This is a genomic window from Bifidobacterium callitrichidarum (assembly GCF_003129905.1).
Taxonomy (GTDB): domain Bacteria; phylum Actinomycetota; class Actinomycetes; order Actinomycetales; family Bifidobacteriaceae; genus Bifidobacterium; species Bifidobacterium callitrichidarum.
In genome coordinates, this window is the sequence record NZ_QFFM01000012.1 from 26,447 (window position 1) to 49,387 (window position 22,941).

At 58.1% G+C, this 22,941-nt stretch carries 37 protein-coding genes; 4 read left to right on the forward strand and 33 right to left on the reverse strand.

The genetic code is table 11. From position 1 onward, the window contains the following. Positions 1–97: 97 nt before the first annotated feature. Entirely contained in the window at positions 98–457 is a 360-nt protein-coding gene (locus tag DF196_RS06630; protein WP_109057072.1) for a hypothetical protein, read from the forward strand. Between the two features lie 674 nt (positions 458–1,131). Here the strand turns inward: DF196_RS06630 and DF196_RS06635 are convergent. The 9 genes from DF196_RS06635 to DF196_RS06670 all read right to left on the reverse strand — a co-directional run bounded on the left by DF196_RS06635 (position 1,132) and on the right by DF196_RS06670 (position 7,041). Continuing rightward, positions 1,132–1,314, reverse strand: coding sequence for a hypothetical protein (locus DF196_RS06635; RefSeq protein WP_109057073.1), 183 nt, complete (start codon positions 1,312–1,314; stop codon positions 1,132–1,134). Positions 1,315–1,925: 611 nt separating this feature from the next. Next, positions 1,926–3,359, reverse strand: a complete 1,434-nt coding sequence (locus DF196_RS06640) for an ATP-binding protein (protein WP_146194721.1) — start codon at positions 3,357–3,359, stop codon at positions 1,926–1,928. Positions 3,360–3,533: 174 nt separating this feature from the next. Next, positions 3,534–4,346: a hypothetical protein gene (locus DF196_RS13460; RefSeq protein WP_158276285.1), complete on the reverse strand. Its 813-nt coding sequence runs from the start codon at positions 4,344–4,346 to the stop codon at positions 3,534–3,536. Beyond that, a complete protein-coding gene (locus tag DF196_RS06650; RefSeq protein WP_109057076.1) occupies positions 4,343–4,828 on the reverse strand; it encodes a hypothetical protein in 486 nt (161 codons plus the stop codon). The genes DF196_RS13460 and DF196_RS06650 overlap by 4 nt, the downstream gene beginning before the upstream one ends. Beyond that, positions 4,825–5,457: a hypothetical protein gene (locus DF196_RS06655; protein WP_109057077.1), complete on the reverse strand. Its 633-nt coding sequence runs from the start codon at positions 5,455–5,457 to the stop codon at positions 4,825–4,827. The genes DF196_RS06650 and DF196_RS06655 overlap by 4 nt, the downstream gene beginning before the upstream one ends. After that, positions 5,457–5,633, reverse strand: a complete 177-nt coding sequence (locus DF196_RS13465; RefSeq protein WP_158276286.1) for a hypothetical protein — start codon at positions 5,631–5,633, stop codon at positions 5,457–5,459. The genes DF196_RS06655 and DF196_RS13465 overlap by 1 nt, the downstream gene beginning before the upstream one ends. Further along, positions 5,633–6,151: a hypothetical protein gene (locus DF196_RS06660; RefSeq protein ID WP_109057078.1), complete on the reverse strand. Its 519-nt coding sequence runs from the start codon at positions 6,149–6,151 to the stop codon at positions 5,633–5,635. Before DF196_RS06660 ends, DF196_RS13465 begins: the two co-directional genes overlap by 1 nt. Positions 6,152–6,236: 85 nt before the next feature. Continuing rightward, complete coding sequence (locus DF196_RS06665) at positions 6,237–6,650, reverse strand: hypothetical protein (RefSeq protein WP_109057079.1); 414 nt, start codon at positions 6,648–6,650, stop codon at positions 6,237–6,239. 115 nt (positions 6,651–6,765) lie between these two features. Beyond that, positions 6,766–7,041, reverse strand: a complete 276-nt coding sequence (locus DF196_RS06670; RefSeq protein ID WP_109057080.1) for a hypothetical protein — start codon at positions 7,039–7,041, stop codon at positions 6,766–6,768. Positions 7,042–7,251: 210 nt separating this feature from the next. Between DF196_RS06670 and DF196_RS06675 the strand changes: the two genes are divergently transcribed. Then, the gene (locus DF196_RS06675) at positions 7,252–8,025 is read left to right on the forward strand and encodes a hypothetical protein (protein ID WP_146194723.1); all 774 of its coding nucleotides are present in this window, start codon (positions 7,252–7,254) and stop codon (positions 8,023–8,025) included. Here DF196_RS06675 and DF196_RS06680 read toward each other — a convergent pair. The 16 genes from DF196_RS06680 to DF196_RS06760 all read right to left on the reverse strand — a co-directional run bounded on the left by DF196_RS06680 (position 8,016) and on the right by DF196_RS06760 (position 14,071). Continuing rightward, the gene (locus tag DF196_RS06680) at positions 8,016–8,453 is read right to left on the reverse strand and encodes a hypothetical protein (RefSeq protein WP_109057082.1); all 438 of its coding nucleotides are present in this window, start codon (positions 8,451–8,453) and stop codon (positions 8,016–8,018) included. The genes DF196_RS06675 and DF196_RS06680 overlap by 10 nt on opposite strands. After that, the gene (locus DF196_RS06685; protein ID WP_109057083.1) at positions 8,450–8,632 is read right to left on the reverse strand and encodes a hypothetical protein; all 183 of its coding nucleotides are present in this window, start codon (positions 8,630–8,632) and stop codon (positions 8,450–8,452) included. Before DF196_RS06685 ends, DF196_RS06680 begins: the two co-directional genes overlap by 4 nt. Beyond that, entirely contained in the window at positions 8,629–8,832 is a 204-nt protein-coding gene (locus DF196_RS06690) for a hypothetical protein (protein ID WP_109057084.1), read from the reverse strand. The genes DF196_RS06685 and DF196_RS06690 overlap by 4 nt, the downstream gene beginning before the upstream one ends. Then, on the reverse strand, positions 8,829–9,326 hold the full coding sequence (locus tag DF196_RS13875) for a hypothetical protein (protein WP_241519625.1): 498 nt from the start codon (positions 9,324–9,326) through the stop codon (positions 8,829–8,831). The genes DF196_RS06690 and DF196_RS13875 overlap by 4 nt, the downstream gene beginning before the upstream one ends. Further along, a complete protein-coding gene (locus tag DF196_RS06700) occupies positions 9,323–9,523 on the reverse strand; it encodes a hypothetical protein (protein ID WP_109057085.1) in 201 nt (66 codons plus the stop codon). The genes DF196_RS13875 and DF196_RS06700 overlap by 4 nt, the downstream gene beginning before the upstream one ends. After that, entirely contained in the window at positions 9,520–9,801 is a 282-nt protein-coding gene (locus tag DF196_RS06705) for a hypothetical protein (RefSeq protein ID WP_109057086.1), read from the reverse strand. The genes DF196_RS06700 and DF196_RS06705 overlap by 4 nt, the downstream gene beginning before the upstream one ends. Before the next feature lie 52 nt (positions 9,802–9,853). Continuing rightward, complete coding sequence (locus DF196_RS06710; protein WP_109057087.1) at positions 9,854–10,114, reverse strand: hypothetical protein; 261 nt, start codon at positions 10,112–10,114, stop codon at positions 9,854–9,856. 271 nt (positions 10,115–10,385) lie between these two features. Beyond that, positions 10,386–11,000: a hypothetical protein gene (locus tag DF196_RS06720; RefSeq protein ID WP_146194724.1), complete on the reverse strand. Its 615-nt coding sequence runs from the start codon at positions 10,998–11,000 to the stop codon at positions 10,386–10,388. An 83-nt stretch (positions 11,001–11,083) separates the two neighbouring features. Next, a complete protein-coding gene (locus DF196_RS06725) occupies positions 11,084–11,335 on the reverse strand; it encodes a hypothetical protein (RefSeq protein ID WP_109057090.1) in 252 nt (83 codons plus the stop codon). Then, a complete protein-coding gene (locus tag DF196_RS06730) occupies positions 11,328–11,909 on the reverse strand; it encodes a 5' nucleotidase, NT5C type (protein ID WP_109057091.1) in 582 nt (193 codons plus the stop codon). Before DF196_RS06730 ends, DF196_RS06725 begins: the two co-directional genes overlap by 8 nt. Positions 11,910–12,000: 91 nt before the next feature. Further along, entirely contained in the window at positions 12,001–12,246 is a 246-nt protein-coding gene (locus tag DF196_RS06735) for a DivIVA domain-containing protein (RefSeq protein WP_109057092.1), read from the reverse strand. Next, on the reverse strand, positions 12,236–12,583 hold the full coding sequence (locus tag DF196_RS06740) for a hypothetical protein (RefSeq protein ID WP_109057093.1): 348 nt from the start codon (positions 12,581–12,583) through the stop codon (positions 12,236–12,238). Before DF196_RS06740 ends, DF196_RS06735 begins: the two co-directional genes overlap by 11 nt. After that, positions 12,580–12,954: a hypothetical protein gene (locus DF196_RS06745; RefSeq protein ID WP_109057094.1), complete on the reverse strand. Its 375-nt coding sequence runs from the start codon at positions 12,952–12,954 to the stop codon at positions 12,580–12,582. The genes DF196_RS06740 and DF196_RS06745 overlap by 4 nt, the downstream gene beginning before the upstream one ends. Beyond that, positions 12,941–13,162 (reverse strand): hypothetical protein, encoded by a 222-nt coding sequence (locus tag DF196_RS06750; RefSeq protein ID WP_109057095.1) that lies wholly within the window; start codon positions 13,160–13,162, stop codon positions 12,941–12,943. Before DF196_RS06750 ends, DF196_RS06745 begins: the two co-directional genes overlap by 14 nt. 19 nt (positions 13,163–13,181) lie before the next feature. Beyond that, positions 13,182–13,562, reverse strand: a complete 381-nt coding sequence (locus DF196_RS06755) for a hypothetical protein (protein WP_109057096.1) — start codon at positions 13,560–13,562, stop codon at positions 13,182–13,184. A gap of 152 nt (positions 13,563–13,714) precedes the next feature. Further along, positions 13,715–14,071, reverse strand: a complete 357-nt coding sequence (locus DF196_RS06760; protein ID WP_206603785.1) for a hypothetical protein — start codon at positions 14,069–14,071, stop codon at positions 13,715–13,717. Positions 14,072–14,277: 206 nt separating this feature from the next. Between DF196_RS06760 and DF196_RS06765 the strand changes: the two genes are divergently transcribed. After that, positions 14,278–14,862 (forward strand): hypothetical protein, encoded by a 585-nt coding sequence (locus DF196_RS06765; RefSeq protein WP_109057097.1) that lies wholly within the window; start codon positions 14,278–14,280, stop codon positions 14,860–14,862. Between the two features lie 150 nt (positions 14,863–15,012). Next, positions 15,013–15,255 (forward strand): hypothetical protein, encoded by a 243-nt coding sequence (locus tag DF196_RS06770; protein ID WP_109057098.1) that lies wholly within the window; start codon positions 15,013–15,015, stop codon positions 15,253–15,255. Between the two features lie 258 nt (positions 15,256–15,513). On the opposite strand, the gene DF196_RS06775 is transcribed toward DF196_RS06770, so the two are convergent. From DF196_RS06775 to DF196_RS06815, 8 genes are all read right to left on the reverse strand, one after another. Continuing rightward, positions 15,514–16,206, reverse strand: coding sequence for a restriction endonuclease subunit S (locus tag DF196_RS06775; protein ID WP_158276287.1), 693 nt, complete (start codon positions 16,204–16,206; stop codon positions 15,514–15,516). A gap of 120 nt (positions 16,207–16,326) precedes the next feature. Next, a complete protein-coding gene (locus tag DF196_RS06780; RefSeq protein WP_109057100.1) occupies positions 16,327–16,743 on the reverse strand; it encodes a restriction endonuclease subunit S in 417 nt (138 codons plus the stop codon). Further along, the gene (locus DF196_RS06785) at positions 16,736–18,652 is read right to left on the reverse strand and encodes an HsdM family class I SAM-dependent methyltransferase (protein ID WP_109057101.1); all 1,917 of its coding nucleotides are present in this window, start codon (positions 18,650–18,652) and stop codon (positions 16,736–16,738) included. The genes DF196_RS06780 and DF196_RS06785 overlap by 8 nt, the downstream gene beginning before the upstream one ends. Then, entirely contained in the window at positions 18,652–20,097 is a 1,446-nt protein-coding gene (locus DF196_RS06790) for an RNA ligase (protein WP_109057102.1), read from the reverse strand. Before DF196_RS06790 ends, DF196_RS06785 begins: the two co-directional genes overlap by 1 nt. A 2-nt stretch (positions 20,098–20,099) precedes the next feature. After that, entirely contained in the window at positions 20,100–20,357 is a 258-nt protein-coding gene (locus DF196_RS06795) for a hypothetical protein (protein WP_109057103.1), read from the reverse strand. Next, a complete protein-coding gene (locus DF196_RS06800; protein WP_109057104.1) occupies positions 20,354–20,800 on the reverse strand; it encodes a hypothetical protein in 447 nt (148 codons plus the stop codon). Before DF196_RS06800 ends, DF196_RS06795 begins: the two co-directional genes overlap by 4 nt. A gap of 433 nt (positions 20,801–21,233) precedes the next feature. Further along, the gene (locus DF196_RS06810; protein ID WP_109057106.1) at positions 21,234–21,938 is read right to left on the reverse strand and encodes a metallophosphoesterase; all 705 of its coding nucleotides are present in this window, start codon (positions 21,936–21,938) and stop codon (positions 21,234–21,236) included. Between the two features lie 18 nt (positions 21,939–21,956). Then, positions 21,957–22,880, reverse strand: coding sequence for a PDDEXK-like family protein (locus DF196_RS06815; RefSeq protein WP_109057107.1), 924 nt, complete (start codon positions 22,878–22,880; stop codon positions 21,957–21,959). Positions 22,881–22,941: the final 61 nt, after the last annotated feature.

Below are 22,941 nucleotides of genomic sequence, written 5' to 3' on the forward strand. Positions count from 1 at the left end.
ATCCTTTCCGACAGGGGATCAGGATAATGGTCCGGATATGCGTCCCGGATCACGGGACCGGGTAAACGCATACGGCCGACAACGGGAGGGGAAGATCATGGAAGACTACCGACTGAAGACGTCATTCACGGTGCCCGCGGTTGATGATGCCGGGTTCGCGGCGCTCGCGGGCGGATTCCAGCGCCGGCTCACGGCGGCCGACGGCATCACCGACGCGACCGTGCTGGCCGACATCGCCGGCCATCGGCTTCACGTGGGTTTCGACGTCAAGGCCAAATCGTTCAGGGACGCCAACTACCGGTGCGCGCGTCTTATCCTCGAAACGCTCGCATCCTCCGACGGGATGGTGGGGGTCATCGACTTCGATTCGCTGCCGGATCGCAAGGCGGTCGAGGAGGCGGGTCGGCCGTACATGACGCACGTGGTACGGCAGTTGACCCAGGTCCGGCGGGGCTGATCCTCAATGAGGACGCATATGATGGTTCGTGCCGGGCCGGTGTGGTGATCTTCAGGGTTTCCGTCTTCGGAGTCCCCGGTACCCGTGGAAGGAAGATCTAGCCTCCCGATTGGGCGAAACCGCTGGAACATGCGGGAATCGTGCTGCCGTGTCCGCGACATGCGGCACGGGTCGGCCCGGACATGGCCCTGCCTCCGATAAGGGGTGGGGCCATTCATTCTCGTAGAATGACGGCGTTTCCCTACCGGAACTTCCATGATTAGCCGCGAATGGTATACTGTCGAACGACAGTACCCCTCCAAGGATAGCCTTCATCCTATTGATGAAGTGAATCTCCTAAAATGCGAGACGGTCATTTGACGGAAGGCCACATGCCAGTCCACGAAGGATTCGGCATGCGGCCTTTCCCCCTTCTGCTTTGGACATCCGACGATTTCGTGTATAGCGTCGAATAATCCCTTCGCGTTCCGACCGACGTGAAGTGCGATGGTATGCTAAGTAATCAGCACGTAGGGAAGCGCCGGTGCGCTGGCGCGGCTCGCCTCCGACGGGACCGGACTCCGGTTCCATCGGACAGGACGGCGGTGGAATCCGATTTCACCGCCGTTTCTCGTTTCCGTACCATTCCGTTCCTGCACTGTAGGCCGCCAGGAACATCATGAACATCTCCCCCGTCATGCTTCGGCGAGACGCCGGATGGTTTCCGGATCGTCCTTCTCATCGAAGATACATGGGTCGATTTCAACCCAGTTACAAGCCATGTGTTCGTCGATGGAACGCTGGATTTTCTCACGGCTTCTTCCGCTTCGACCGGATTGCCTACCGGAGGATTCCGGTTCAATCCCGTTCTCGACCATGGGATTCCTTCCGATCCAATAGAGGAAGGGACGACCACCGGAGTATCCGATCGCCGTCCCTTCCCGAGATGAGCCAGAGCGGCGTGTTCGCCGCCTTTCAGCCTGCGCCCATTCTATGCATCAATCCACGCCTCGAATCATCAGCCCGACTGCCCCCTCTAGTGACGGAATGATTTGGCCGGGGAAGACCGGCGTCCTTGGATCACCGGCTCCCCGCCGAGGCCCTTATGACGACTCCCGCGAAGCCAATCCACACCCATCCGAAAACGGATACGTCACCCACGCCCCCGATCCGGACCGTTCCCGATCCGCACCGCAATGTTTTATCGTCCCCGTGGTGGGACACATTCGCATGTTCTCTGGTTTTGCAACCATCACGCCATTCATGCTTGGCGACGGGATCCGTTTTAACGTGAGGAGGCCGACACGACGGGATATGTCACCCCGTAAGATCAATCATACCGGGCGTCGCCTGGATTGGATTAGCTCCTCACGGAGCCTGACCGCAAGACGGGAAAGCCGCTCATCCCGCTTCACCCGACGCTCGTACTCCTCACGCATCCAGGTCTTTTCCTCACTCGTGGGTTCGGCCATCGAAGTCTCCTTTCGCGTCACAATAGAGCTTGTCGAAGCGCAGCCATCCTATCGTCATCCGGCGGCTCCGACATCCTCTCTAAATCACGGATATGCCCCAGCATGGCCGGATTACTAGCTACGCGCAGAGCCGCGCCGATGCGTTCGTCGGATGATTCCCCTACCATGCGGTTCTTCCGGTCGAGGGTGGTCAGATACCGGTTGCGGGCATTCCCGGAGCCGGCGTGACGGAAGGGCTCAAATCCATCGGAGGGATCGCCGGTGGCCAGAGTGATGGTGTTCGCCGGTCGCGGCAGGACCTCCAGCGCTCGCAGATTGTGCGCGGCGAACACGAGCTGTCCCCGTATTCCTGAAGCCATCTGCCTGATCAGTTCCCCGAAGAGAACTTCGTGGATTCCCTCGTCGATACCATCGATGGCGACAAGGGCGTCCGGATCGTTGTAGGCGCGAATGCAGTACGAGAGCATTCGGATAATGCGAATGACACCTTCGGATTCAAGGCGGAGAGGGAACGACGCGCCTCCCCTGGAGGCCATGACCTCCACGCGGGTTCGCCTGTTGCCCGCATCGTCCGACGATGCCGGGGATTCCCGCAGCGACAGTCTCAGATTCGGTATCAGGGTCGGGAGGATCATGTTGTATGTTCCGATGGTCTCCCGGAATTGGCCGAGCGGGGCGTCGGCCAGAAGATTCGTCCGCAGCAGGTCGAGTGAAGTGAAGTCGTCCTCTCCCTTGCCGGGAATTTCCGTCGCGTCTCCCCTCCATGCAAGGCACACGTGAATGTCGTTATGGGCATGGTCTGCCAGAATCCTTACCGCTTCGGAAACCGGCGCGAACTTCGTCCTGATGTATTCACGGGAACGCGCCGACAGTCCGTCCGCATGAAGCCCGACCTCGACCAGATGCCCCAGCATGGTCGTCCCGTCGGCCTTGTTGCGGGATATGGCCGCGTATGGGGCGAACAGGAACGACGCGCCTTCGAATCGTTCGGCTCGCTCGAAGAGATTCATGTCACCCCGGACCCCATCCAGGGACAGGAGGGAGCGCCAGACGTAGGCCGGTTGCAACGAGACACCGTCGGACCCCACGGTGCGGCCGATGATCGTACGACCCATCCTCAGCGTCTCGCCGACCACATGGGCGCGGCCATCCCCGCCCGCCACCAATATCACCGAATATTCGACGCAGGAGGTTTTCCCCACCCCTTCGACGCGGTATGTCGCGGTCAGGGTCGCCGAACGGGTGTCGTTGTTCACCACTTCCGCACTGCCCTCGGGAAGCCGTTCGCCCCTCATAAGCCGGCGAAGGATGTCCATTGCTTCGATGACGCAGGTCTTTCCCGATCCGTTCGGACCATACAGTCCCATGATCGACCCGCCGGATTCGAGATCATGGAAGTCGATGACGCCATGGACGACATTCCTCACGCCGTCCAGTTCCAGTCGGATCATCCTTATCATTCCGGTTTTCTCCCACTTGGCGAAAAAGAGAATCGGGGGCGACGCCTTTCAGGACACCGCCCCCAATCGGGGAAGACCACCCCGGAGAAAACCGGGGCAACCTTGATGCAATCCATTGTAATCGAACCCCCTACGCCGGCCGAACGACGGATCCGGGTGCCGCCTTCACGCCGCATCCCTCCCGTATCGTGCCGCCCAGTCGGCGGCCAGTCCGTCCGGGTCCGGCCATGTCCGGCCCGCCGCCGTCGCGGCCAGACCGCCCTCGTCCCATGCGAGATTGGCGGACGCCTCGTCGAACCGTTCCGTCGGCCCGCCGTCCGCGCCGATGCGGCCGGGCGTGAGCCGGCCCGCGAAGTAGGCGACCGTCAGATCCGGGTCGAGACGGCGCAGCCCGTCCTCCAGGCGGCCGACCCACGCCTCCTCGACGTCCAGCGCCACGCGGTCGAGCATGTCGTCCAGGAGTCCGGCCAGCCCGTCGTCGTCGGCGGTCGCCGTATGTCGCCCGTCCGTGACGATGATCGGCGCGGACGCATCCGGGACGATGAGGCGCAGCGGGGTGATGCCCGGCATGTTCCAGATGAGGCACCCCTCGGTCCCGTACGCCCATTGCGGGGCGTCCGCCCCGAACCGGCGGGCCAGACGGTATCCGAGCACGTCCTCGGCCCGGTGGATCCGGACCCGTCGGCGCGCGGAGTCGACCAGGGTGCGGACGGCGGATGCCAGCCATTCGGCCAGCCCGTCGTCCGCCATACGACCCGCCTCGCAGACGGCCTCCCATTCGCCGTCGATCCACGCGGACGATCGCAGGAAGACGGCGGCCATGTCCCCCGCCGCATTGACGGAGCCTTCCAGGAGAATGCTGTCGGATACGCACATGGACGTCCGCCCGTCCCGCGCCGCGGGCGCGGACCCGTCCGGCATGGCCTGGACGAACGCCGCGGCGATGATGTCGGTGATGGGTGTCCGGGTTCCGGTCATAAGGTGATTCCTTTCGTGGTGGAAATACAAATGAACGTGCACCATGCCGCCTGGGGGATTGTCGGCCAGTACAGCAGGCAGGTCCCCTCGTACCTGAACAGCCGCAGCCGCACCGGATTCTCCGGCGGCAGCCATATGCCCCGGCATACGCCGATGTTCGCCAACGACAGCACGGCGGCCAGCATGAGTTCGGGGAGCATAAACAGCCCCATCAGGGAAACGGCCCGCAGATCGCCGAACCCGACGGCGAACACGGCGGCGAACAGCAGGTGGACGAGAAGCCAGAGCAGGAAGGCGGCGGGCCATACCCTGCGACCCGCCTCGTCAGATTCGACGGCCTCGTAGCCGAACCCCAGCCATTTCGCGCATCCCCTTCCATCGGCCATGAAGCGCAACCTGGCAGGCAGGGTGCATGCCTCCATGACCAGGATGGCCGCCCAGGCGAAGGCCATCAGCAGGCGAACCGTCATATCCACTGTCATGATTCCCCCAGTCGGATACGTGACAGTGGTCCCAGGGCGCGCAGCCGGGCCGCGCCGATCGCGGCGCCGGGATCCGGCCAGCGGCCGTCCCCCTCGCCCGCCGCGTCGAAGATCCGCCGCCATCGGCCCGACCCGTCCCGCAGCAGGATACCCCCGTCGCGGGTGCGGTACAGACCCGGTTCGCCGGGCGTCAGACGCAGGTCGCGGACGATGGCGGCGATATTTCGGCGCGGCACCCACACGGGGTCGGGCCCCGAACCCATGCGGACGCGCACGCGGCGGCCGTCCGCCCTCCCGGCGTACGGGAACAGGCCGGGCACGCCCCTCAGTTCGACGCGGTCGCCCGCCAGGGGCGCGGCGTCCGCGCCGAGACGCATGGGATCGACCCGCGTCAGGCCGCGTGCGGCGGGCAGCGGCTCCACCGGATGATGCGGGGAGGCGGCGTCGAACACCGAGACCGGCGGGTCGAGCCGGTCGGACACGACGGACACGACGACCGTCGAAGCCGTCCCGTCGCCCGTCATGGCGAGCGTGCCTTCGACGAGCCGATCGAACACGTCGAGCAGGACGGGCGTGCCCTCCAGTTCGATCGGGGTCAGGCCCGTCCAGAACGGTTGCGTATCGGTCATCAACCCTCCTTTCCGCGGGAGTCGGCCGGATCATCGTGATGCGGCAGCGGGTCGCGGATGCGGAACGGGTTGGCGAACGGGCTCGTCCGGCCCAGCAGCCGGAACACCGCGTTGACGGTCAGCGCGAACACGGCGGCGAACAGGACACCCAGGACGAACGCGAGAAGCGAATCCATCAGGTCTCCTCCCCGTCGTGTTCGTCGAGGGCCTTCATGAAGTCCTCCTCCGCACACGGCCTCCATACGGCCTCGTCCACCGGGTCGCCTACGGGCGTGGGCCCGACGCCGACGGACGCCCATGCGGCCGCGCCACGAGCGAACGATCCGGTCCAGCGGACGATTTCCCCGTCAAACGTGTATGATGTCGTCCCCGCCGGCAGGCCTGGTATTGACGGCATCTGATATGCGAGCGCGTCGAGCATCCTGCGTCCGGTCGCGTTCCTCACGAACGGGTAGCTGCGGAGGCGGCTGTCCGGTTTCGTCCATTGGCCGGGCAGGCGGGACGTGTCGCCGGTCACGGCGAACGTCTCCATGTCGCCAGTGAACGGGTTGCGGCCGATGCGGGCGCGCACGCCGTATTTGGTCTCGAATTCTTTCACTGCGTCCCTGAACGCCTGTAGCCGGTCCACTGCGTCATGGATGGCGGCGACCGTCGCTGGATCGGTCGTGGTCCAGTAGGTTCGGTTTTCGGTCATGATTCCTCCGATTCGGTTCCGATGGCCGGTGCCGCGCCCGTCTCCGGGGCGAACGGGATGATGTGATGCAGGCCCGCCCCGTGCATCATTCGTCCCACACGTCGATGCGGGTCAGAGGCGCTGCCCTGCGCACGCATTCCACGGGCACGACACGGGGGCGGGTGCCCCAGCACAGGTCGTCCTCGATGAGAAGCGAGGCATACGTCAGCCGGTGCCAGGCGCCCTCCCTGTCGAGCATGAACACGGTGTGCTTCGCGCCGCGATAAAGTCCCGGCCGATCAGGCAGCGGGGCCGGGGCGCGCAGAATCGCCTCGATGTTCCTGTCGTCGATCCACGCGGGCTTCGGGCCGGTGCCCAGGCGTACGGCCACGCCGCGCCCGTTCGTCCGCCCGTCGTATGGCAGCGGCGGGTCGAAGCCGCGGACGACCACCAGATCGCCCTTGCGCATCATGGCCGGACCCGTGTAGTCCAGCCGCTCCATGTCGTCGCATTCGTTCATTTCTTCCCTTCCCTTCGAGGAATCCGATGACCCTGACGCAATCCCCACCCATGCCGCCGCCGGAGCGGACGGCCTCGCATGCGATCACGGCGTCAACGCCATCCGCAAACCGTTTTCAGTCGCCGATTTCGGCGAGGTCGATGTCGCGCTGTTCGGCGCGCATGTCGTTCTCGTCGAGGATGAGACCGTCGTCCGAGGCGGAGATGTCGCCGGCCAAATCGTCGGCGCCTTCGGCGTATCCGTCGCGATAGCCGCGCTTGTATTCCGCGATGTCGAGTTCGACGCCCTCGTAGAGCATGTCGTCTACATGGAGGTTCCAGTTGTCCTCGGCCAGACCGAGGAGACCATCCTTGTAGCCGTCGAAGTGGCCGGCTTCGTAATCGTCGTTCATTTTTCTCTCCGTTTTCCTTCCGTCCATATCCGTTCCGTCCGTCCCATGCGTCCCGGATCGCGGGACGTGTCGGCCGGATGGATGATGCGGTCTTCTAGTCTGGTGGTCGTGGAGAGAACGAGGGTATTCAGGGTTACGGTCAGTTGGCTGGACGAAGAACCGGGTGCCGGATGGTTTGACGACATGGAGGCGTCCTCTGACAGGATTTTCGTGCCATTGCCCAATCTGCTTGAAGTGGCGCAGGACGGCGGAAGCATCGATTATCCCGACATCACGTCCTCCCTCGGCTTCAAGGTGAGAATCCTGCCTGACGACGACGGCAATGCATACGAATTGTCCGGAGAGAATCCCGGAATCCGTCTGACCATCGTTGACGACGACCACGATCTCGGAGACGACCCGCATATCAGCGAAATCGATCACGGAACCGCATTGCACCGGATGGATGCCGAAAACGCGGCGAAAGTGACCGTCCAGTGGCGGGAGGAAGGCGCCTTCGCAGCCACCTCCTACGCTGACGTGCTGACCATCGACTCCGCCGCCTACATGGCGGCGAAACCTTTGATGGCCAGAATCGCCACCCGAATCATGGCCGAGGCCTCCTGGCACGAGCAGGACGTCACAACCCTGGATAATCTTCACTCCCGGCTTCGGAGATTCCGTTCCGCCGTGTCCGATCGGGAGATGAACGCCCCGGAATGCGGACCGAAGGTCGCCGTATGGAACGCGATGATGGGACGGCTTGAACTGGCCCTCGCCCAGGCCAAGGACAGAGCAGGCGCCATCCGCGAAGAGAGCGAGAGGAAACTCCAGCTTCTCCTGCTGCTCTTCGTGGTGATTTCGTCCGGCGGGACGATTTTCGAATGGGTGGATAGGATACCGTTCGCCTGCGTGAGGACGACCATTTCCGTTCTGGTCGTACTGGCATTGATAGCCGCCGGTCTGATAGGCTCCAGGTGGATAAACAAGGGTGCTCACGCCTGACCCCCCGCCAGCAAAAAGGCACTCCAGCCGACGGAGACCACAAGACACCACACGGAGCCGCCTGCATGGCACAAGGCGAACCGGAGCCTTCGAATACGGAATTTTCCTCGTATCCCGCATTGTTCGGCCGCGGCCGAATCCAGGAAGACGTACAGCATCAGCGAGAACAGCAGAGTCTTCTCGGTTGATGTCAGATACGCATTCGAATAGGCAAGGCTCGCCACCGCCATCAGGATGGAATCGGCCGCAATCAGCAGGGCCTGCGACCAGATGAACCGTCGCCGCCATCCCTTCGGTGGAATCAGCCCCCAGTCGCCTCCGGCGAATCCGGCGACGGCAGGTTTCGACCCGCGCCATGCGTACGCGAATCCGACCACGACCCAAGTGGCGGACAATAGGGCGGGCGCGAAGACAATCAGTCCGTTCATGACGTCTCCATCCCGTCCTTCGTTCGCGACTCCCCGATCGCATCGGCGAACGACTCGAACCGGATGTTCGGGTCGGTGCGCGGTTCGCGGTATTCGTTGTCGGGCAGGGTTTGCAGTACGCGGATGATCCGTTCGTCCGGTTCCGACGTTCGCGGAATCCTGCGGTCGTGTGCGGTCATTTCGCCTCCAGGGTTTCGAGGATGCGGTGCAGGTCTTCGAGTTCGCGTCGGGAGAGGCGGATGCGTCGTGTTCCGCCGGCGGTGATGACCCATGCGTGGTTCGGATTGCCGGTCGGCAGCCAGTGGACGCCGACGTCGTTCAGGTCGGCGCCGCAGACCATGCCGGCGCGCTCGTCGATGACGGGATTCCCGTCGGTCATTTATCCTCCGGTTTCATCAGCGTTCCGTCCGGTCCGGCGAGACCCACCATGGTTCCGTCGATGACGAGCGTGCCGTGTACGAGGCGGTCGCCCTTCAGCCAGGTGACGGCGGTCCCGTCGTCGGGTAGTTCGTAGTCCGGGCAGTCGTCCGCGCATCGAAGATGATCGACGCCGAACGTCCGTTCCGTGCGTTCCGTGAACGTGGCGGACGATTCGCGGATCATGTCGGCGTCGAATCGGGTTCTGACGCCCTGCACCATGACCAAAGCGCCGGTCAGCATGGCAAGCAGGCCGATGACGACGCCGGCCCGTGCCATGACCTTCCGCGCCTTCGGATCATCCAGTTCCTTCATGGCCGCGAAGTCGCCGTCCGCCATCAGCCAGCCAAATACCACTATCGCCAGACCGAAGACGATCCACAGGAACGCGGCGAAGTTCGCGTCCTCCACAGAGGGTCCGAGTGATTCGAGCCACTGCGAGTAGTCGGCCATCATGATTTCTTCCCCACGGGCCCGTACGAGACCACGCCGTGCGCGGGCCGTCCGTCGAAGTCACGGACGAACATGACAGCGTACCCGTCCGTAAGAGAGACGGCCAGTCCGCCGCCCGCCGTGTTCCGGGCCGGACCGGTGAGGACCGCGCCGCTCTCGTATTCGATCCTGATCGGGGTGCCGTCCTTGATGTCCGTCATGATTCGTCCTTTCCATCCGTTTCGGCGAGTTCGCTTACGAAATCCCCGAAATCCCGGTCAACCACGTAATCCCCCAGGTCGCCGCCGGCCGTCCGGTAGGTGATGGTCGTCTCCGGCCATTCCGGGCCGCATGTGTCGCAGGCGGCTTCAAGGAAACCATGCGACCCCCAGAAGACGACGGCGACCGGCCGATCCGGATCATCCGGCGCGGGGTCGAGTTCTCGCAGCAGCCATGCGAGCATGGCGCGTTCCAGATCATGTTTGAATTCGTCGCTCATACGTCCTCTTTCTCCTCCGATGCGATGTGGGGTGTTCATGCGTTCCCGCCGCTCAGTCCCCGTCGAGCCAGGCGTACCGGCTCGCCCTGTAGCGGAGAGCCCAATCGCGTTCTTTTCGTTCGACAAGCAGGCGTCCCAGACCGGTCAGTCCGGTCGCGTACACGTGCCGTTCGATCGGACGCCATTTTCGTTTCCTCGGGAGGAATCGCCAGAGGACGCATTCGATGCGTTCGTCCGCTCCGAACACGTTGTAGTGATAGGTGCGGGAGAACGCGAACCCGACCGATTCATGCATGTCAGCCGCGTCAGTCACGATGTTTCTCCGGCCTGCTCTGTTATACGGTGGTCGTGTGCGTCAAGCCAACGGTGGAATGCCCGGCGGGCGTCGAGTAGGCTCGGGTTTGCGGTCAATGAGTATTCCTCTTCGACTCCGCGTACGAAGTATTCTTCGATTTCCTTATCGTCGGGTATCCATTCTTTATGGTTCATTGGCGCTTCTCCAGTGGCTTGCAAAACTCTGCTTTCGTGTAGACACTGACAATGTATCTCGTAATGAGTTGCGATAACCACGCACGTAAAATGGCCTACGCCTTTTTCTTTTTCCTTTTCACTTTTGGCTGCACTCCGGTCAGATGCTCGCGCACCAGTCCAGTTGTATCGACGATAACGAGGCGGTCAAGCAGGCTCATGTCCTTGCGGATAGCGCGCCGCAGGACGACGGCCACGTTTAGGACGGCGCGGGAATCATGTTCCAAACCGGATAGGTCTACTGTGAACCGTTCCATGTGATGTCGTTCCAAAGCAACCCGGACCGCGTGGGCCAGATCATTCGATGCGATTCTCGTGCCAAGCTTTTCCGCGATGCCTTTAGCGTTTAACGGGAGGAACGCCGGGTAGAGTGCCGCACGCTCCAAGAGTTGCAGTCGTTCCGCCATGGCGTATCGTTCCAAGGATGGAGCGAAACCGACTCGCGGCAGGTCGCACCATTCGTTGGAGGTGCCGTTCGGCAGATACAGTTTCTCCAGGAAGTTCATGCTCAGATCGTCCAATCCGACGGCGCCGATGGTGCAAGTTGGATGTTCGCGAATGACCTGGCGTAGCTTGCGGGCGGTTCTGTCGCCGATCTTGTTCGGAGCGGGAACCACGAGGATTCGGTCTTCGAGTTCAATCATGAGCGCGGACATGCCGTTGACCAGCATTATCGGCTTAGTAAATATGGACGGTTCCACGGTTTTCCGGCGACTCAAGTCGAAACCTCCATCGTCAACTCGCCTAGTTCTGCTCATTCCCTGTTCTTCCTATCCTTGATGATTTCCGCGCAGATACGACACAAGCCGTTCTCATCCAAGGTCGCGGCCTCACCGCAGTTGCGGCACAACCCGTATCCGGGAGTCAGACGACTCCCGTAACGGTCGAATACATAGTCGGCCATGCGGCGAGGGTTGATGATGGCGATGCTGCCGTTGCTGGCGAAGTAGGTGCTTAAAGCCTCCCGCAGTTCTTCCCTGCTGAAGGTTTTCCGTTGCTCAGACATATTCCTCTTCCTCATTCAGGATGAAGGGAACCTCACTCCACGAGTCGAACGCGACGGTTCCCTTGATGTCCTTGCAATACTCGTGGTTCGGATGCAGGATCAGCGCATCATACGTGTTGAAAACGGTTTCCAACACGTCGGGCTTGTCGTCGATGAGCACGTTGAAGCGAATGTCGGTTTTGTCGCCGAAGTGCAGACCGTCGTAGGGGATGTTGTTGGCTTTCAGCCAACGGGCGGTGGTGCCGCGCGTATCGTCTTTGCGACTGGTGGAGATGATGATGCGCCAACCGGTTTCGTGCAGGGTTTGGATGGCTTCGACGGCACCCTCGTAGGGTTGTTCGTTGTAGTAGAGACCGTCTCCGACTGCGCGCTTGTGCCACCAGAGGAAGCTTTTCAGGTCTCCGGTGAACGGCCAGCCTGCGGTTTTGCTGAAGTCGTAGGCGATGGGGTTGGGGCACGGGTAGTCGTTGGCGTCGCGTCCGCATTGGCGGATGAACATGCGGAGTGCGTCGGTGTAGTCGGCGATGGTGTTGTCGATGTCGATGCAGACGACGGGCTGGTTGTTAATGGTCATGTTGGTTTCTCTCTGTTTAACCTCTGTTTGTGTGGACAGTTACAGTATATCCCACTAGAGGTTGCGACATGCCGAAACCAACAAAAACAGGTCAGGAACGCCCCAACTCCTCCAACCGATCCGCCAACCCATCAAGCCACTCATCGACCTCATCCGTCGCATAACCCGAATAACGGCACGGCAGATTCAGATGACGCACCTCGTCAGCGGTCAGGCCGGACACATCGTCAGGATGATGGACGGTCATCTCCGCGAGACGCACCAGCAGGTCCACCGCATACGGTTCATAACAAGCCGACTGCTGCACCAGCTTGAACTCAGGCGCATCAATCGACATAATCCAACCCCGTCCAATCACGCAACATGTCACCCAGACTAGTACCCTTCAACAGGACGACGAACGGTTCGCCGCCATCAGTGGACAAGGTGATCAGCGAGCAGGCGCACCGGTCGGGCTGTTGATCCGTCGGATCGGTGATATCCTCCCAGGCGATCAACTGGCAATCATCCAAACTGATACTCGACGGGTCGATAGGCGAATAATCATAATAGCCGCCCGCGTCGTCCACATAATTGCGGACCAGGACGGGATCGCCGTTGCTGAAATGCGAGGCGAGCTGCTCCCTGATGTGGGCGAGGATCAGGTCTTTGAAGATGGCTTCGTTGTCGGTCAAACTGTTACCTCCAGTCCGGTGGTTTCGCCGATGAAATCGGCGAGACTCCAATTGTTGATATATAGGGAAATCTTGTTCGGATGATCCGCGTCGATGGCGTACTTGGTGGGATGCAGGGTTTCGAGTTCGATCCGCATGCCGATGATCCGTTGCGGGAAGTCGCCGGTCTCGTCGTAGCCCATGTAGCTTCCGACGCTAGTGAGTTCGGCGCCATCCAGCATGACCGCGTCCTTTTTGGAGAGTTCGTCGCAGACCACCGTGTCAACTTGCTGGTGTGCGTAACTGATTTGCAGTTTTCCGGCGCTCCATTTCTTATGGAGCAGGTGCATCAGCTTGAGTGTGAGAAGGTCTCGAAAATCAGGCTTGTTCATGGTGTCCTCGTTTCCAAATGGTTTCGCTGGTTTCGACGTCGATGACTTTGGCGTCGCTGTCCGTGAGGTCGATGTTCTGGCTGAGCCGGTATTCGTCGGCGTGGTCGAGGAGCTCGTGGAGCGCGTCTTCTTCGGTGGCGTCTTCACCGAGTTCCACGGTGAACTCTCCGACGTAGGTCTCGTAATACTTGATTTTGAAGCGCTTCATATTTGTCGACAATCTCGGTTCAGCGGTCGATGGAGACGGACTCGCGGTCGATCTTCAGATCATCGAGCGCACGATCGAGCGCGTAGTCGAGATTGTCCTCGTCGTTGGCGGTTTCGCCGCTGTAGTAGGCCCATCGGCAGGCCAGTTTCTCGGGGTCTTCGATCTTACTCACGTCGATGTCGAATCCTTGGAGCATGGTTTTGTCAATCATGACGGTCGGATACTGGTTGTCGGATTCCGCGTACGTCCAGGCGTCGGGCTCTTCGACGGCGTTTTCAATGGTTTCGGGATGATAGGTGTCAAGGAATTCAAGGAACAGTCGGATGGCCTGGTCTTCGTCGTCGTTGACCATGTAGTGGTCGAGCGCGTCTTGCAGGTAAGCCTTGTATGCCTTGTTCATGTTGGTCTCTCTCCGTTGTTTGGCTCTGTTTTGTGGGGTTGTTTCCAACCCTTTCTCGTGTGGATGTATTCAGTATATCTCATTAGGGAGAACGACACGCCAAAAACAAGAAAACCCGGCCGCAAACGGTCGGGCCAAGGGCAAAACAAAACTCAGTAGGAACTCGCGGCGGACGCGGCGATCAGCATGATCACGAAAATCAAGGCATAGAAGACAATAGCGACGATGACCGAGACAAGAGCACCCATACCGGCTTTCTTGGCGCTCAACGGCTTCTCGGTCTTCCAAACGAGATAAAGAATCAAGCCGACCAATGGGACGAAGAAACCGAGCACGGCCCAGCCGAACGAACCGGTGTCGGCCGGGTTCGTGGCCGGGTATTGCGGTTGGTATCCGGCGGCGGGTTGCGGCACGGGCGGTGCCTGCTGATACTGCGGCTGTTGGTATTGGTTGGGTTGTTGGTATTGCGGTGGCTGCTGCGGGTTTGGATTTTGGTATGGCGACGACATATGTGGAACCTTCCTGTTGTTTTGTTGAAGCGGTTCCAGCTTATAGGTTGCGGAAGGCGCATTGTTCGCAGCTGTTTTCGAGGGTTTGTGCGAGCTGTGGTTTGGCTTGTTTTTGCGGCTCGGCGTGTCTTAATTCCCGGTGTTCTATACTGTAATTGTCCACACAAAAAGGGTTGAAACAAACCCACAAGACAGAGAGAGACAACATGCAGAACGCCACCTACATCGGCAATATCGACGACATCAGCACCCAGGAAGTACTCGAAACCGCAAAGAACGAAACCGGAAACCTCGATCAACCCATGACCGCACAGCGCGTCATAGCCCTCGCCGCCCTCGGCTTCGCGTATCTCAAAACCAACGACGCCCATAGGTTCATGGAATATTTGTCCGCAAACGATGAATATCAGGAAAAGTATCAGGGTTACATTGGCAATATCGTCGGACTCCCCGCAACCGATGTCCTCGACGCCATGCATTCCAGCGGTATCGCCATTGTCCCCGAATGCGAGATGGACGATTTCAGCTGCGGCTCGGAGGCTTACACGCAGGACCTCGTGTGGGATAACGACGGCGTCTCAATCGACTTTTCCCAAATGCTGAACGATCCGACCGAAGAGGATAGCCGCCCGGATGAGAACCGAATCCCGTTCGCGCGCGCCGGCGTCGGCCTGATGGGCCTTGACAGGGTGCCGGACCTTGCCAATCGTGTCACCGCGTCTGACGTTTCTCAGGCGGTTGATGAGTTCCGGGATGAGTACAACGGTTCGTATATCGCGTTCAAGCTTTGATTGACTGGCCGCCGTCAGCCTGTATCGGCGGCCCTTGCCGTTGAAAACAAAAGAAAATGGCGGTTTTTCAACGTTTCGGCGTGTCGAAAATCCCTATGTTATATACTGTAATTGTCCACACAGAGAGCAGGTTTTTGAAAGGAGAAAACCATGGACACCTTCGAAATCATCAGCCACGAGGACAACACCACACGCAAGGTCATCGGATACGAAACCCTCGAAAAGGCCCTCCTCGACATGTTCGAACCCGACTCCTACCAAGGTGAAAACGACGAGACCGGTGAGACCTACACTACGCGCGACATCGTCCACAAGCTCGTCCTGAAGCTTGCAGACGGTCAGGAAACCGACGATCTGGAAGCCGCGCTGGACTTGGAAATCAAGCGGCTCTAACCGATATCGCGGGTTGGAAGCAACAGCTTCCAACCCCTACTCCATCTACGACAAAAGCGAAGCGCGACCAATCATCATCTGATTGAGATAGGATACGTCGCGCTTTAAACTCGGTTGACTTGTGCGCATATTGCTTAAATAGCTGAGCCCATTCTCCGATAGACCACGCACGTCAAGATGTACTGCTTATGACCGTAGCCCTTTTATCGATATGTTTATGCAACCACTATTGTGTAGACATATTCAGTATGTAAGATTTTATCGAGTAGAAAGTGGTCTTCCATCTTTAATGAGATCGCATTTCCTTTCTAGGAATCTAAGTTCACGCCGGTATTGCTGTTCCATGATGGAATGGACGTAATTTTCCATGTAATCATAGTCAGGCTCACCTTCATCGTTCATAGGAAGCATGACCTGTAAACGCTCGGCCCGCTTGGTGCCAAGTTTGCGACTGTAACTGAAGCAAGCACTCTGCATCGAAATAGCAACAGTGACAAACATGCCTACGAACTCGTTGTTGTCTGCTTCCTTCAGATGTAGTTTCCGGCAATCATTGCCCATGAGAGACGGGTAGGGATGATAAAAAGCCTTGCCGACAGCACCGTTACGATTAAGGGCGATGTATCCGCTATCAATCTTGTCGTTCATGTTATTCACGAAATATCCGATACCGTTATTCGCGCTCCCTGATGTGATGTAAGGAGTTCGACCGGCTTCTCGTTCCTGCGCATAGATGTCTCGCCCTGAAGAAATCCGGCCAATGGATGCCAGAGGGAACGGCATCCAAACCTTCTCATCAAGCGGAATAACCGGCTCAGTTACTCTCTCTATTTCCTCAAGTCGGCGTGCCAGGAATTCACGGCATCGCTCGACCTGCACGGCCTCGCGTTCACGGATGTAGTCCTCCATGAACTGCCAGTCCGGCTCACCGGCATCGTCGATTGGAAGCATAACTTTAGGCTCTGTTAAACCAAGATTGACATGAATCCATGTCTGGCTACCCCTCAGTCGGCTTCGCCGACAGCTCCCCTGACAAGGGGAGCCGAGAATAAGGGCCATGTCAATCTTGGTTTAACAGAGCCTAACTTTAAGAGCCCTTAGACGTTTACTGCTGATGGAATGACCATGACCGAATGGGGCTCGCTGCTCCGACATCGCTGCGGCGACGAATTGCATTACTTGACGAGACAGAGGATTACGTGGACTTAGCGCCGTTACATGTGTATCGAGAGCAAAACTCATAGGCTGATAGTAGGCAAGCCCCGCACCGCCGTCACCGTCGTTGTTCAGAGTTACAACATGACCATTGTGCAATCGCTCACGAGAAACGTCGACAAATGCCTTAACTCCGTTCCCTGTGTTACGCGCAGAAATAAGCGGCACGTCACCAGAACCAAGTGACGCCATATTTTTCTCGGTACCGCGCTCCGGCTTGAACAAGTCTACGATTCTGAAATCAGCCCACTCCCTATCGTCTAGACTAAGCATTCTCACCTTCCTCGAATAGATATCCGCGTCCGTGGCTAACCATGTCGAGTTGGAACGTCAGGTAGTCGGCGATTGCTTTTTCGAAATCGGCGTCTGTTGGGATTTCGTCGTTGAAGTAGTAGAAGCTGTGGAGCCATTCGTCGTCTGGTTTGACGGTGGATTTCACGCAGAACTTCGATGGTGCTTCCACTGTGTTATTCCAAACGTCGAGCAGGTGTGCGCGCTTGTCTTTTGCGGAGTCTCCTTCAACGAGACCTACATGTGCGCGGACTTCGTAACCGTCGTTGCGGAAGTCGATGAACTTGGCCACATGGCTCGGATCGTGTGGTTCTCCTGCGGTGAATACTGCGATGACGGGATTGGTTCCGACACCGTAGAACGTGTCCGGATTGCAGGTGATGACGCCTTCAAGCGTATGCTTCCGCATGATTGATTCCTTGAATCGGGCCTCATCCTTCGTTTTCCCGGTCATGGAGGATTGCGGGACGATGACGGCTACACGTGCTCCCTCGACGCAGGAGTCCAGGAGATGTTCCACGAACGAAATCTCATACTGTTCCGGGTCGGCTTTCGAACCTTGACTGTATGGCGGGTTCATCAATCCGACGGTGGCGCCCTTGAGCTGCACTTGTGCGGGGTTTTCCTTGAGGAAGTCGCAGCAGGCAAGATTGCTGTTGCCGTCACGTCGGAGGATCATGTTCGCGCAGGCTACGGCGAACATGTTCGACTGGAGTTCGAACCCGTGGAGCTGCTTTTTCTTGATGTTTCGACGCTGGTTCTCGGTTTTTGCGTTCGCTAGCATGCGGTGCATCGCTGATAGGAGATACCCTCCGGTGCCACATGTTGGGTCCAGCACGATATCGTCCGGTGTGACGTTGACGAGATCGCACATGAGGTCACAGATGTGTCTTGGCGTGAGGACGATGCCGAGGGATTGTCCGTCGCCTCCTGAGTAGCTCATGAATTCGCCGTAGAATCGTCCGATGAAATCTTCGGACGTTTTCTGGTATTTGATGCTGCGGAACACCTTGTCGTACAGGAACTCCGTATACGCTTTCAACGGCGTCTTTTTCAGGGTCTCATTGATTTCGTTGAGACGGAAGCTTGTTTGGAGGATAGAGAATTCGGAAAGAAGCTTGTCCTTTTTTGCGTCCGGGCCAACATTGGAGCGTGTCAGACGGGCTCTGACGGCATTCATCAGCTTATCGCCGTCTCGCGCGTCTTTGGTCTGATCGCCGGTCAATGAGTCGATGGAGAAATTGCCGTATTCGATTTCATCGAGTGCGAGCAGAATACCTGCGACGACCAGCGGCTTGTCCTGATCCTTGATGGTGCCGTAAGTGCGTAACGCCTCATGCAGTTCGGCGGCATCCTTGAGGATTTCTGCCGTCGTCTTTTCAACATCGGTCGCTTCTTCGAGCACATATCGCGTGTAGTACTCGAATATATTGTCCGGTGAGAACGAAACGAACGATTCCAGGTCAGGAAGCTGCTTGTATCCTTCGCGGTCATCAACATACAGCGGAGTGATCCGGTGATGTTTTTCGTCACCGGAAACCCCTAGTGCGAAGACCTTTTTGAACGAACTGTTTACGGCAATGTGCTTGGCGTAGAAGTATGCGCCGTTGACGGCATAATCGGTGACGGCTTTCACGGACATGTCGAGCACATCATTGTCGTCAAGGCGTATCTGCTTATCCAGATCGGCCTTGTCTTCTATGACCAGCACGAACTGACCTATAACCGCCACATACTCCGGATAACCGGCTTTTCCGGTTCCTCTTTTCGAGGCTGTCTTCAATGCTTCATCGATTTCCTTGACGTTGCTGCCTTGCGCGTCGTATTTTATGCCGCACTCGTCCAGTTGCTTAGCAACCCATAAGTCCGTTCGTACTTCCTTTTTCGCCATTAAGCACCTTTCTTTTCGTTGGAAACCTGTTCTGCTGAATCGAGCGCGTCCAGGATCAGCCCGACTTTCGTCATATCCACGTCCCTGCTGAATCCTTGCGGCTGCCATGTCAGGTCGATTCCGTGCCTGTTCGCGTAGTCGAGTACTTTGCGAGCATCACCCTGAACCGGCTTACCTCGTAGGAGAGCACGTTGCAGCATGGGGCGTAGGGACTTGATACGCCGGTACCGGTTGGACTTCACCTTCACCATCCACCCGTCGTTGAAGTAGAGGACCACGCCTTCGCGTTCGCTGTTAAACGCTTGGTCGATGGCATGCTCCAGTTCCTCGCGAGAGTTGCAGACGTAGGCGGACGGTCGATGGAATCCACCGATTTCAGCGAACCGCTCCTGTACCTGCTGGTCTGCGATCTGGAATTTCTCCTGATTACGGACCAAGTGGATGAAGCAAAGTTCCGGCTCATCGTAATGGATGATGTGCCGGTCTGAATCCGGGACGATGGCTTCGAACAATGCGGTGACATTGTTGTCGTGGAGGATGTTCCACAAGCCTTCTCGCACAGCCGGTTCCTTCGGGAAAAAGTGTTCCACCAGCTTTGAATAGTCGGTTGCGCCGCTCTTCGAAAAGAAACGGAACTCCCCCGGCTTATCGGCTGCACCGACCAGGCCGAGAAAACCGTTCTCCTTGGATTCAACCCGCACCGGATACGCATTGTGATTCAGCACGTTCTCGCGGCTGGTTTCCCCCTTCTCGTCAACGGCGAAGAACTTCTCGAAACCACGCATAATCACACGCCCAGTGTGGTCGAGGAACAGGCCGCGCGCGTTCAACGTTCGATGCGTCCAACGTCCACCGGCGAAAGCGTCGCGCGTGAAGTTACAAGCGAACAGGTCGGTTTCACCGGCGACGGCGTTGACTCGCACGTCCGGATCGGCTTGCATGCGTTCCAACAGGTTGCCGTTCGGGTTCGGCAGACTAACCGGCTGGAACATGTTGGCATGGCAACGCTCGTACTGGCTGCGAATATATTCGGGGTCAACGTAGGCACCGCCGGTGCGCTGCGCGTTGCGTTCCAACAGGGTTTCCAACGGTTGGTCGAAATCCTTGGTTTCCCAAACCGCATGATGCTTCACGGCAAGCAGGGCGAGTTCGGATGCGAACTCCGGTTGCGCGTGCTGCGCGTCCGCGATCACGTTCCATCCGGCGTCGAGCAGGTCGGCGATGGTGTGGCGGGAGGTTTTCACTACGAGTTGGGTGAATTCCTTGCGCCGCTTGGACGCGAGGATTCGATCCCGGTTCTCCCATGTGCCGGCGAACATGAGCCGCAGGTCGTCCAGTGAGACGATGGTCCACGGGTGGCCGGTTGACTGGGCGGCGACATACTGTTTCGCCCACGTGGTTTTACCACTTCCCGGTAGTCCTCTGAGGATAATGAGCTTGACCATTATTAGTAGACTTTCTTCAGGACGTGATTCCAGTCGCAGGAAATCGACTGGAATGTGGTGTCGGCGTCTACGACGAGGCATTTAATTCGGCTACCATCATCCAACCGGTAATACCGGGTGATGGCGTCTTCGGTTCGCGGCGAATCCAATGTTCCATCGGACTGGAAATAGTGTTCTGTAAAGGCGAAGAGTCCGACGAGGAGCGTCAGGGCCAGAATCGAGATTCCGACCATGACGCTCCTCAGAGTCCAATCCTTCATCGAAGGTTCCTTCGGGTTGCGGAGTCGATGGCTTCGCGGTCGATGGTGAAGGTGCTGTCGACCGAGTCGCAGGTGACGATGAACTTGTTGTGTCGCTTGCCGACCTTGACGACCGTGTACCGGTTGCCGTCGAACGTGGTGACGGTGTCGCCGGTCTGGATGTCGTCGAGGTTCTGAATCAAGTCGATGTCGGAGTCTGCGAACGGGATGATCGGTTCGATCGGCTGGGTTTCCTCACTGTTTGGCTCGTCTACGAGTTCCAGTTTGACGACGGTTGCGATCGGCTTGTTGTGGGTGATGACGGGCTGAATCCAACCGCGTCGCGTATCGCTGTATCGGATGCCGACGAATTCGAAGCCGACGATGGTGGGGCCGGTGATGACTGCGCCGGTTTCGAAGGTTGCGCGGATGGTGCTGCCGAATGCCTGTTCAGGGGTAATCATGTTGATGCTTCTCTTTTGCTCTGTTTTGGGTTGTTACCAACCCTTTTTGTGTGGACGGTTACAGTATATATCATTGGCGGAAACAACACGCCGAAAACCGCAAAGCAAAGCACCAGACGCAAGAACTACAAGAACCGCTTCCGCGACTCCAGCCCGCGTTCAAACTCGTAACGGATAGGAGCCAGAACGCCGGACGCCTCCAGCAGACAACCGAACAGACAGAAACGAAGAAAGACTTCCCTATCGGTTCGGGACAACGGCGGATCATCATACTGGGCGCGACTATTCGTCCAGCACCCGTGCAGATGCCAGTCTGGACAGTAGAACCAGCGGCCGCACGTGCACATGGTTTTGCCGGTTCCGATCGGATCATCGATACCGGTGCCACGGTGGAGGATGTACGTCGAGAGTTCAGTCGAAGACATAGGACTCCTTACAGAACGTTCTTGGCGGTAAACCAGTCCACAACCTGCTGCTTCGAAACCGGTTGCAGATTCCAAGCATCCAAACCGACATTCACCTGCAAATCATCCGGCCCGTCAGGAGTCAACTGGTGCGTATGTCCATACAGTAAAGGCGTATCGACATCATACGGTGCGCGGGATAGAGCATCATTCGAGAACCGCTCATCCCCCGGCCAACCGAAACTCAACGTCTCCCGATACGGAAAATGACTCAGGTTCACAACACCGATACCGCTGATAGTCGTAGCATCATTCGCCGTCACGGACAGGAACCTGTCCCGCACCTTCGAATCGTTCTTCCACCAGCCGTCATGGTTGCCGAGCACTACGCGAATATTCTGACAGTTGAGCGCGTTCACACATTCGGCCAAGTGGTCGATGCTTGTACGGAATCCCAGATCACCAAGAATCCAAAGCACATCATCCGCCTGCACGCTGCTGTTGAGATTGTTGATGATCGCCTCATCATGTGCGTCGGTATCGGCGGCCTTACCGTAGGATAGGCGGCGATCATCCTGAACCGTCTGTTCAACCCACTCATGTGCCGCCTGTAAACCCTGCGATTCGAGCAGCTCGCAGTAGTGTTGACGGCCGGGGTCGAATTTCGTATAACCGCGTAAAGCGGAGACAAGCGGATGCCCGAAATGAGTATCTGTTGTAAACCATGTCGTCATGTGTCTTCTCCTGAGTATCTAGTTTTTCGCCGCAGTCCGAATGGCTTCGGTTAGTTGTGTATAAGCAGTCCGCAGCTCCTCGTATCGGGCGTTGAGAACCGTGTTCTTCATGCGAAGCTTGTCCAATTCGGTTTCCTGGAATCCATATCCCTTGTTCTTTAACCGGACAACATAGTTCCTTTGATCGGTTAAGTCCCGGTTAAGTTTCGAGTTAATGGCTTCCAATTCGGCTATACGTTCAGTCATCGCTGTTGCATCATTGAAGGCGACGATGCTTTTCGTGGCGTTCACGATCATCTCCGGCAGTTCGCAAACCTGCTCCTGCTCCAACAGTTGGAACCAGCTGCGCATCATAAACGCGGTCAACGGTGGAACGTCTTCACGCGGTACGATTATCGGCTGCTTGCTTTCCAATGTTTTCGTTGTAAAAGCGCAGTCAAACATCCATTGGGCCATGGTCGTATAACTGAGCGGAAACCATTCCTTATACCGTAAGGTGTATTTCTTCTCTACCTTGCGACCGCTAGGCGTCAGGAACACATGAGCCTTGCGATAGGTCGGATATACCGCCCTCAGATGGTCGTAATATTTGTCCAACTGGTCGGCGGAGAGTTTGGCGAACACCTTATTCTCGATGCAGATAACAGCCTTGTTGCCCATGTCTACGATAAGCAGGTCAATGTCCGCTTTCTCCCGGTATACCTTGATATCCATGCTGGGTTTCAGACCGGGGAGGCAGAATGCGTACAGTTTCTTCAGCAGGCCGCGTCTTAACCCGTGGTTGTTGTGCGGGTTCAGGAGATATGCGAGATAGTTGGAATGTTTGATTTCCTGATGTCCCATGCCGATGATTGAGAACACATTGTCCTCGTGGTTGATGATGGGTTTGCTGGAATGCTGGGCCTGGTTTTTCAGTTGTCGGCGGGTCACGACTTCGGACATGTATACTTCTTCTCCGTTTTACAGTATTAACGTGTGGACATTTTCAGTATACGTGTATTGA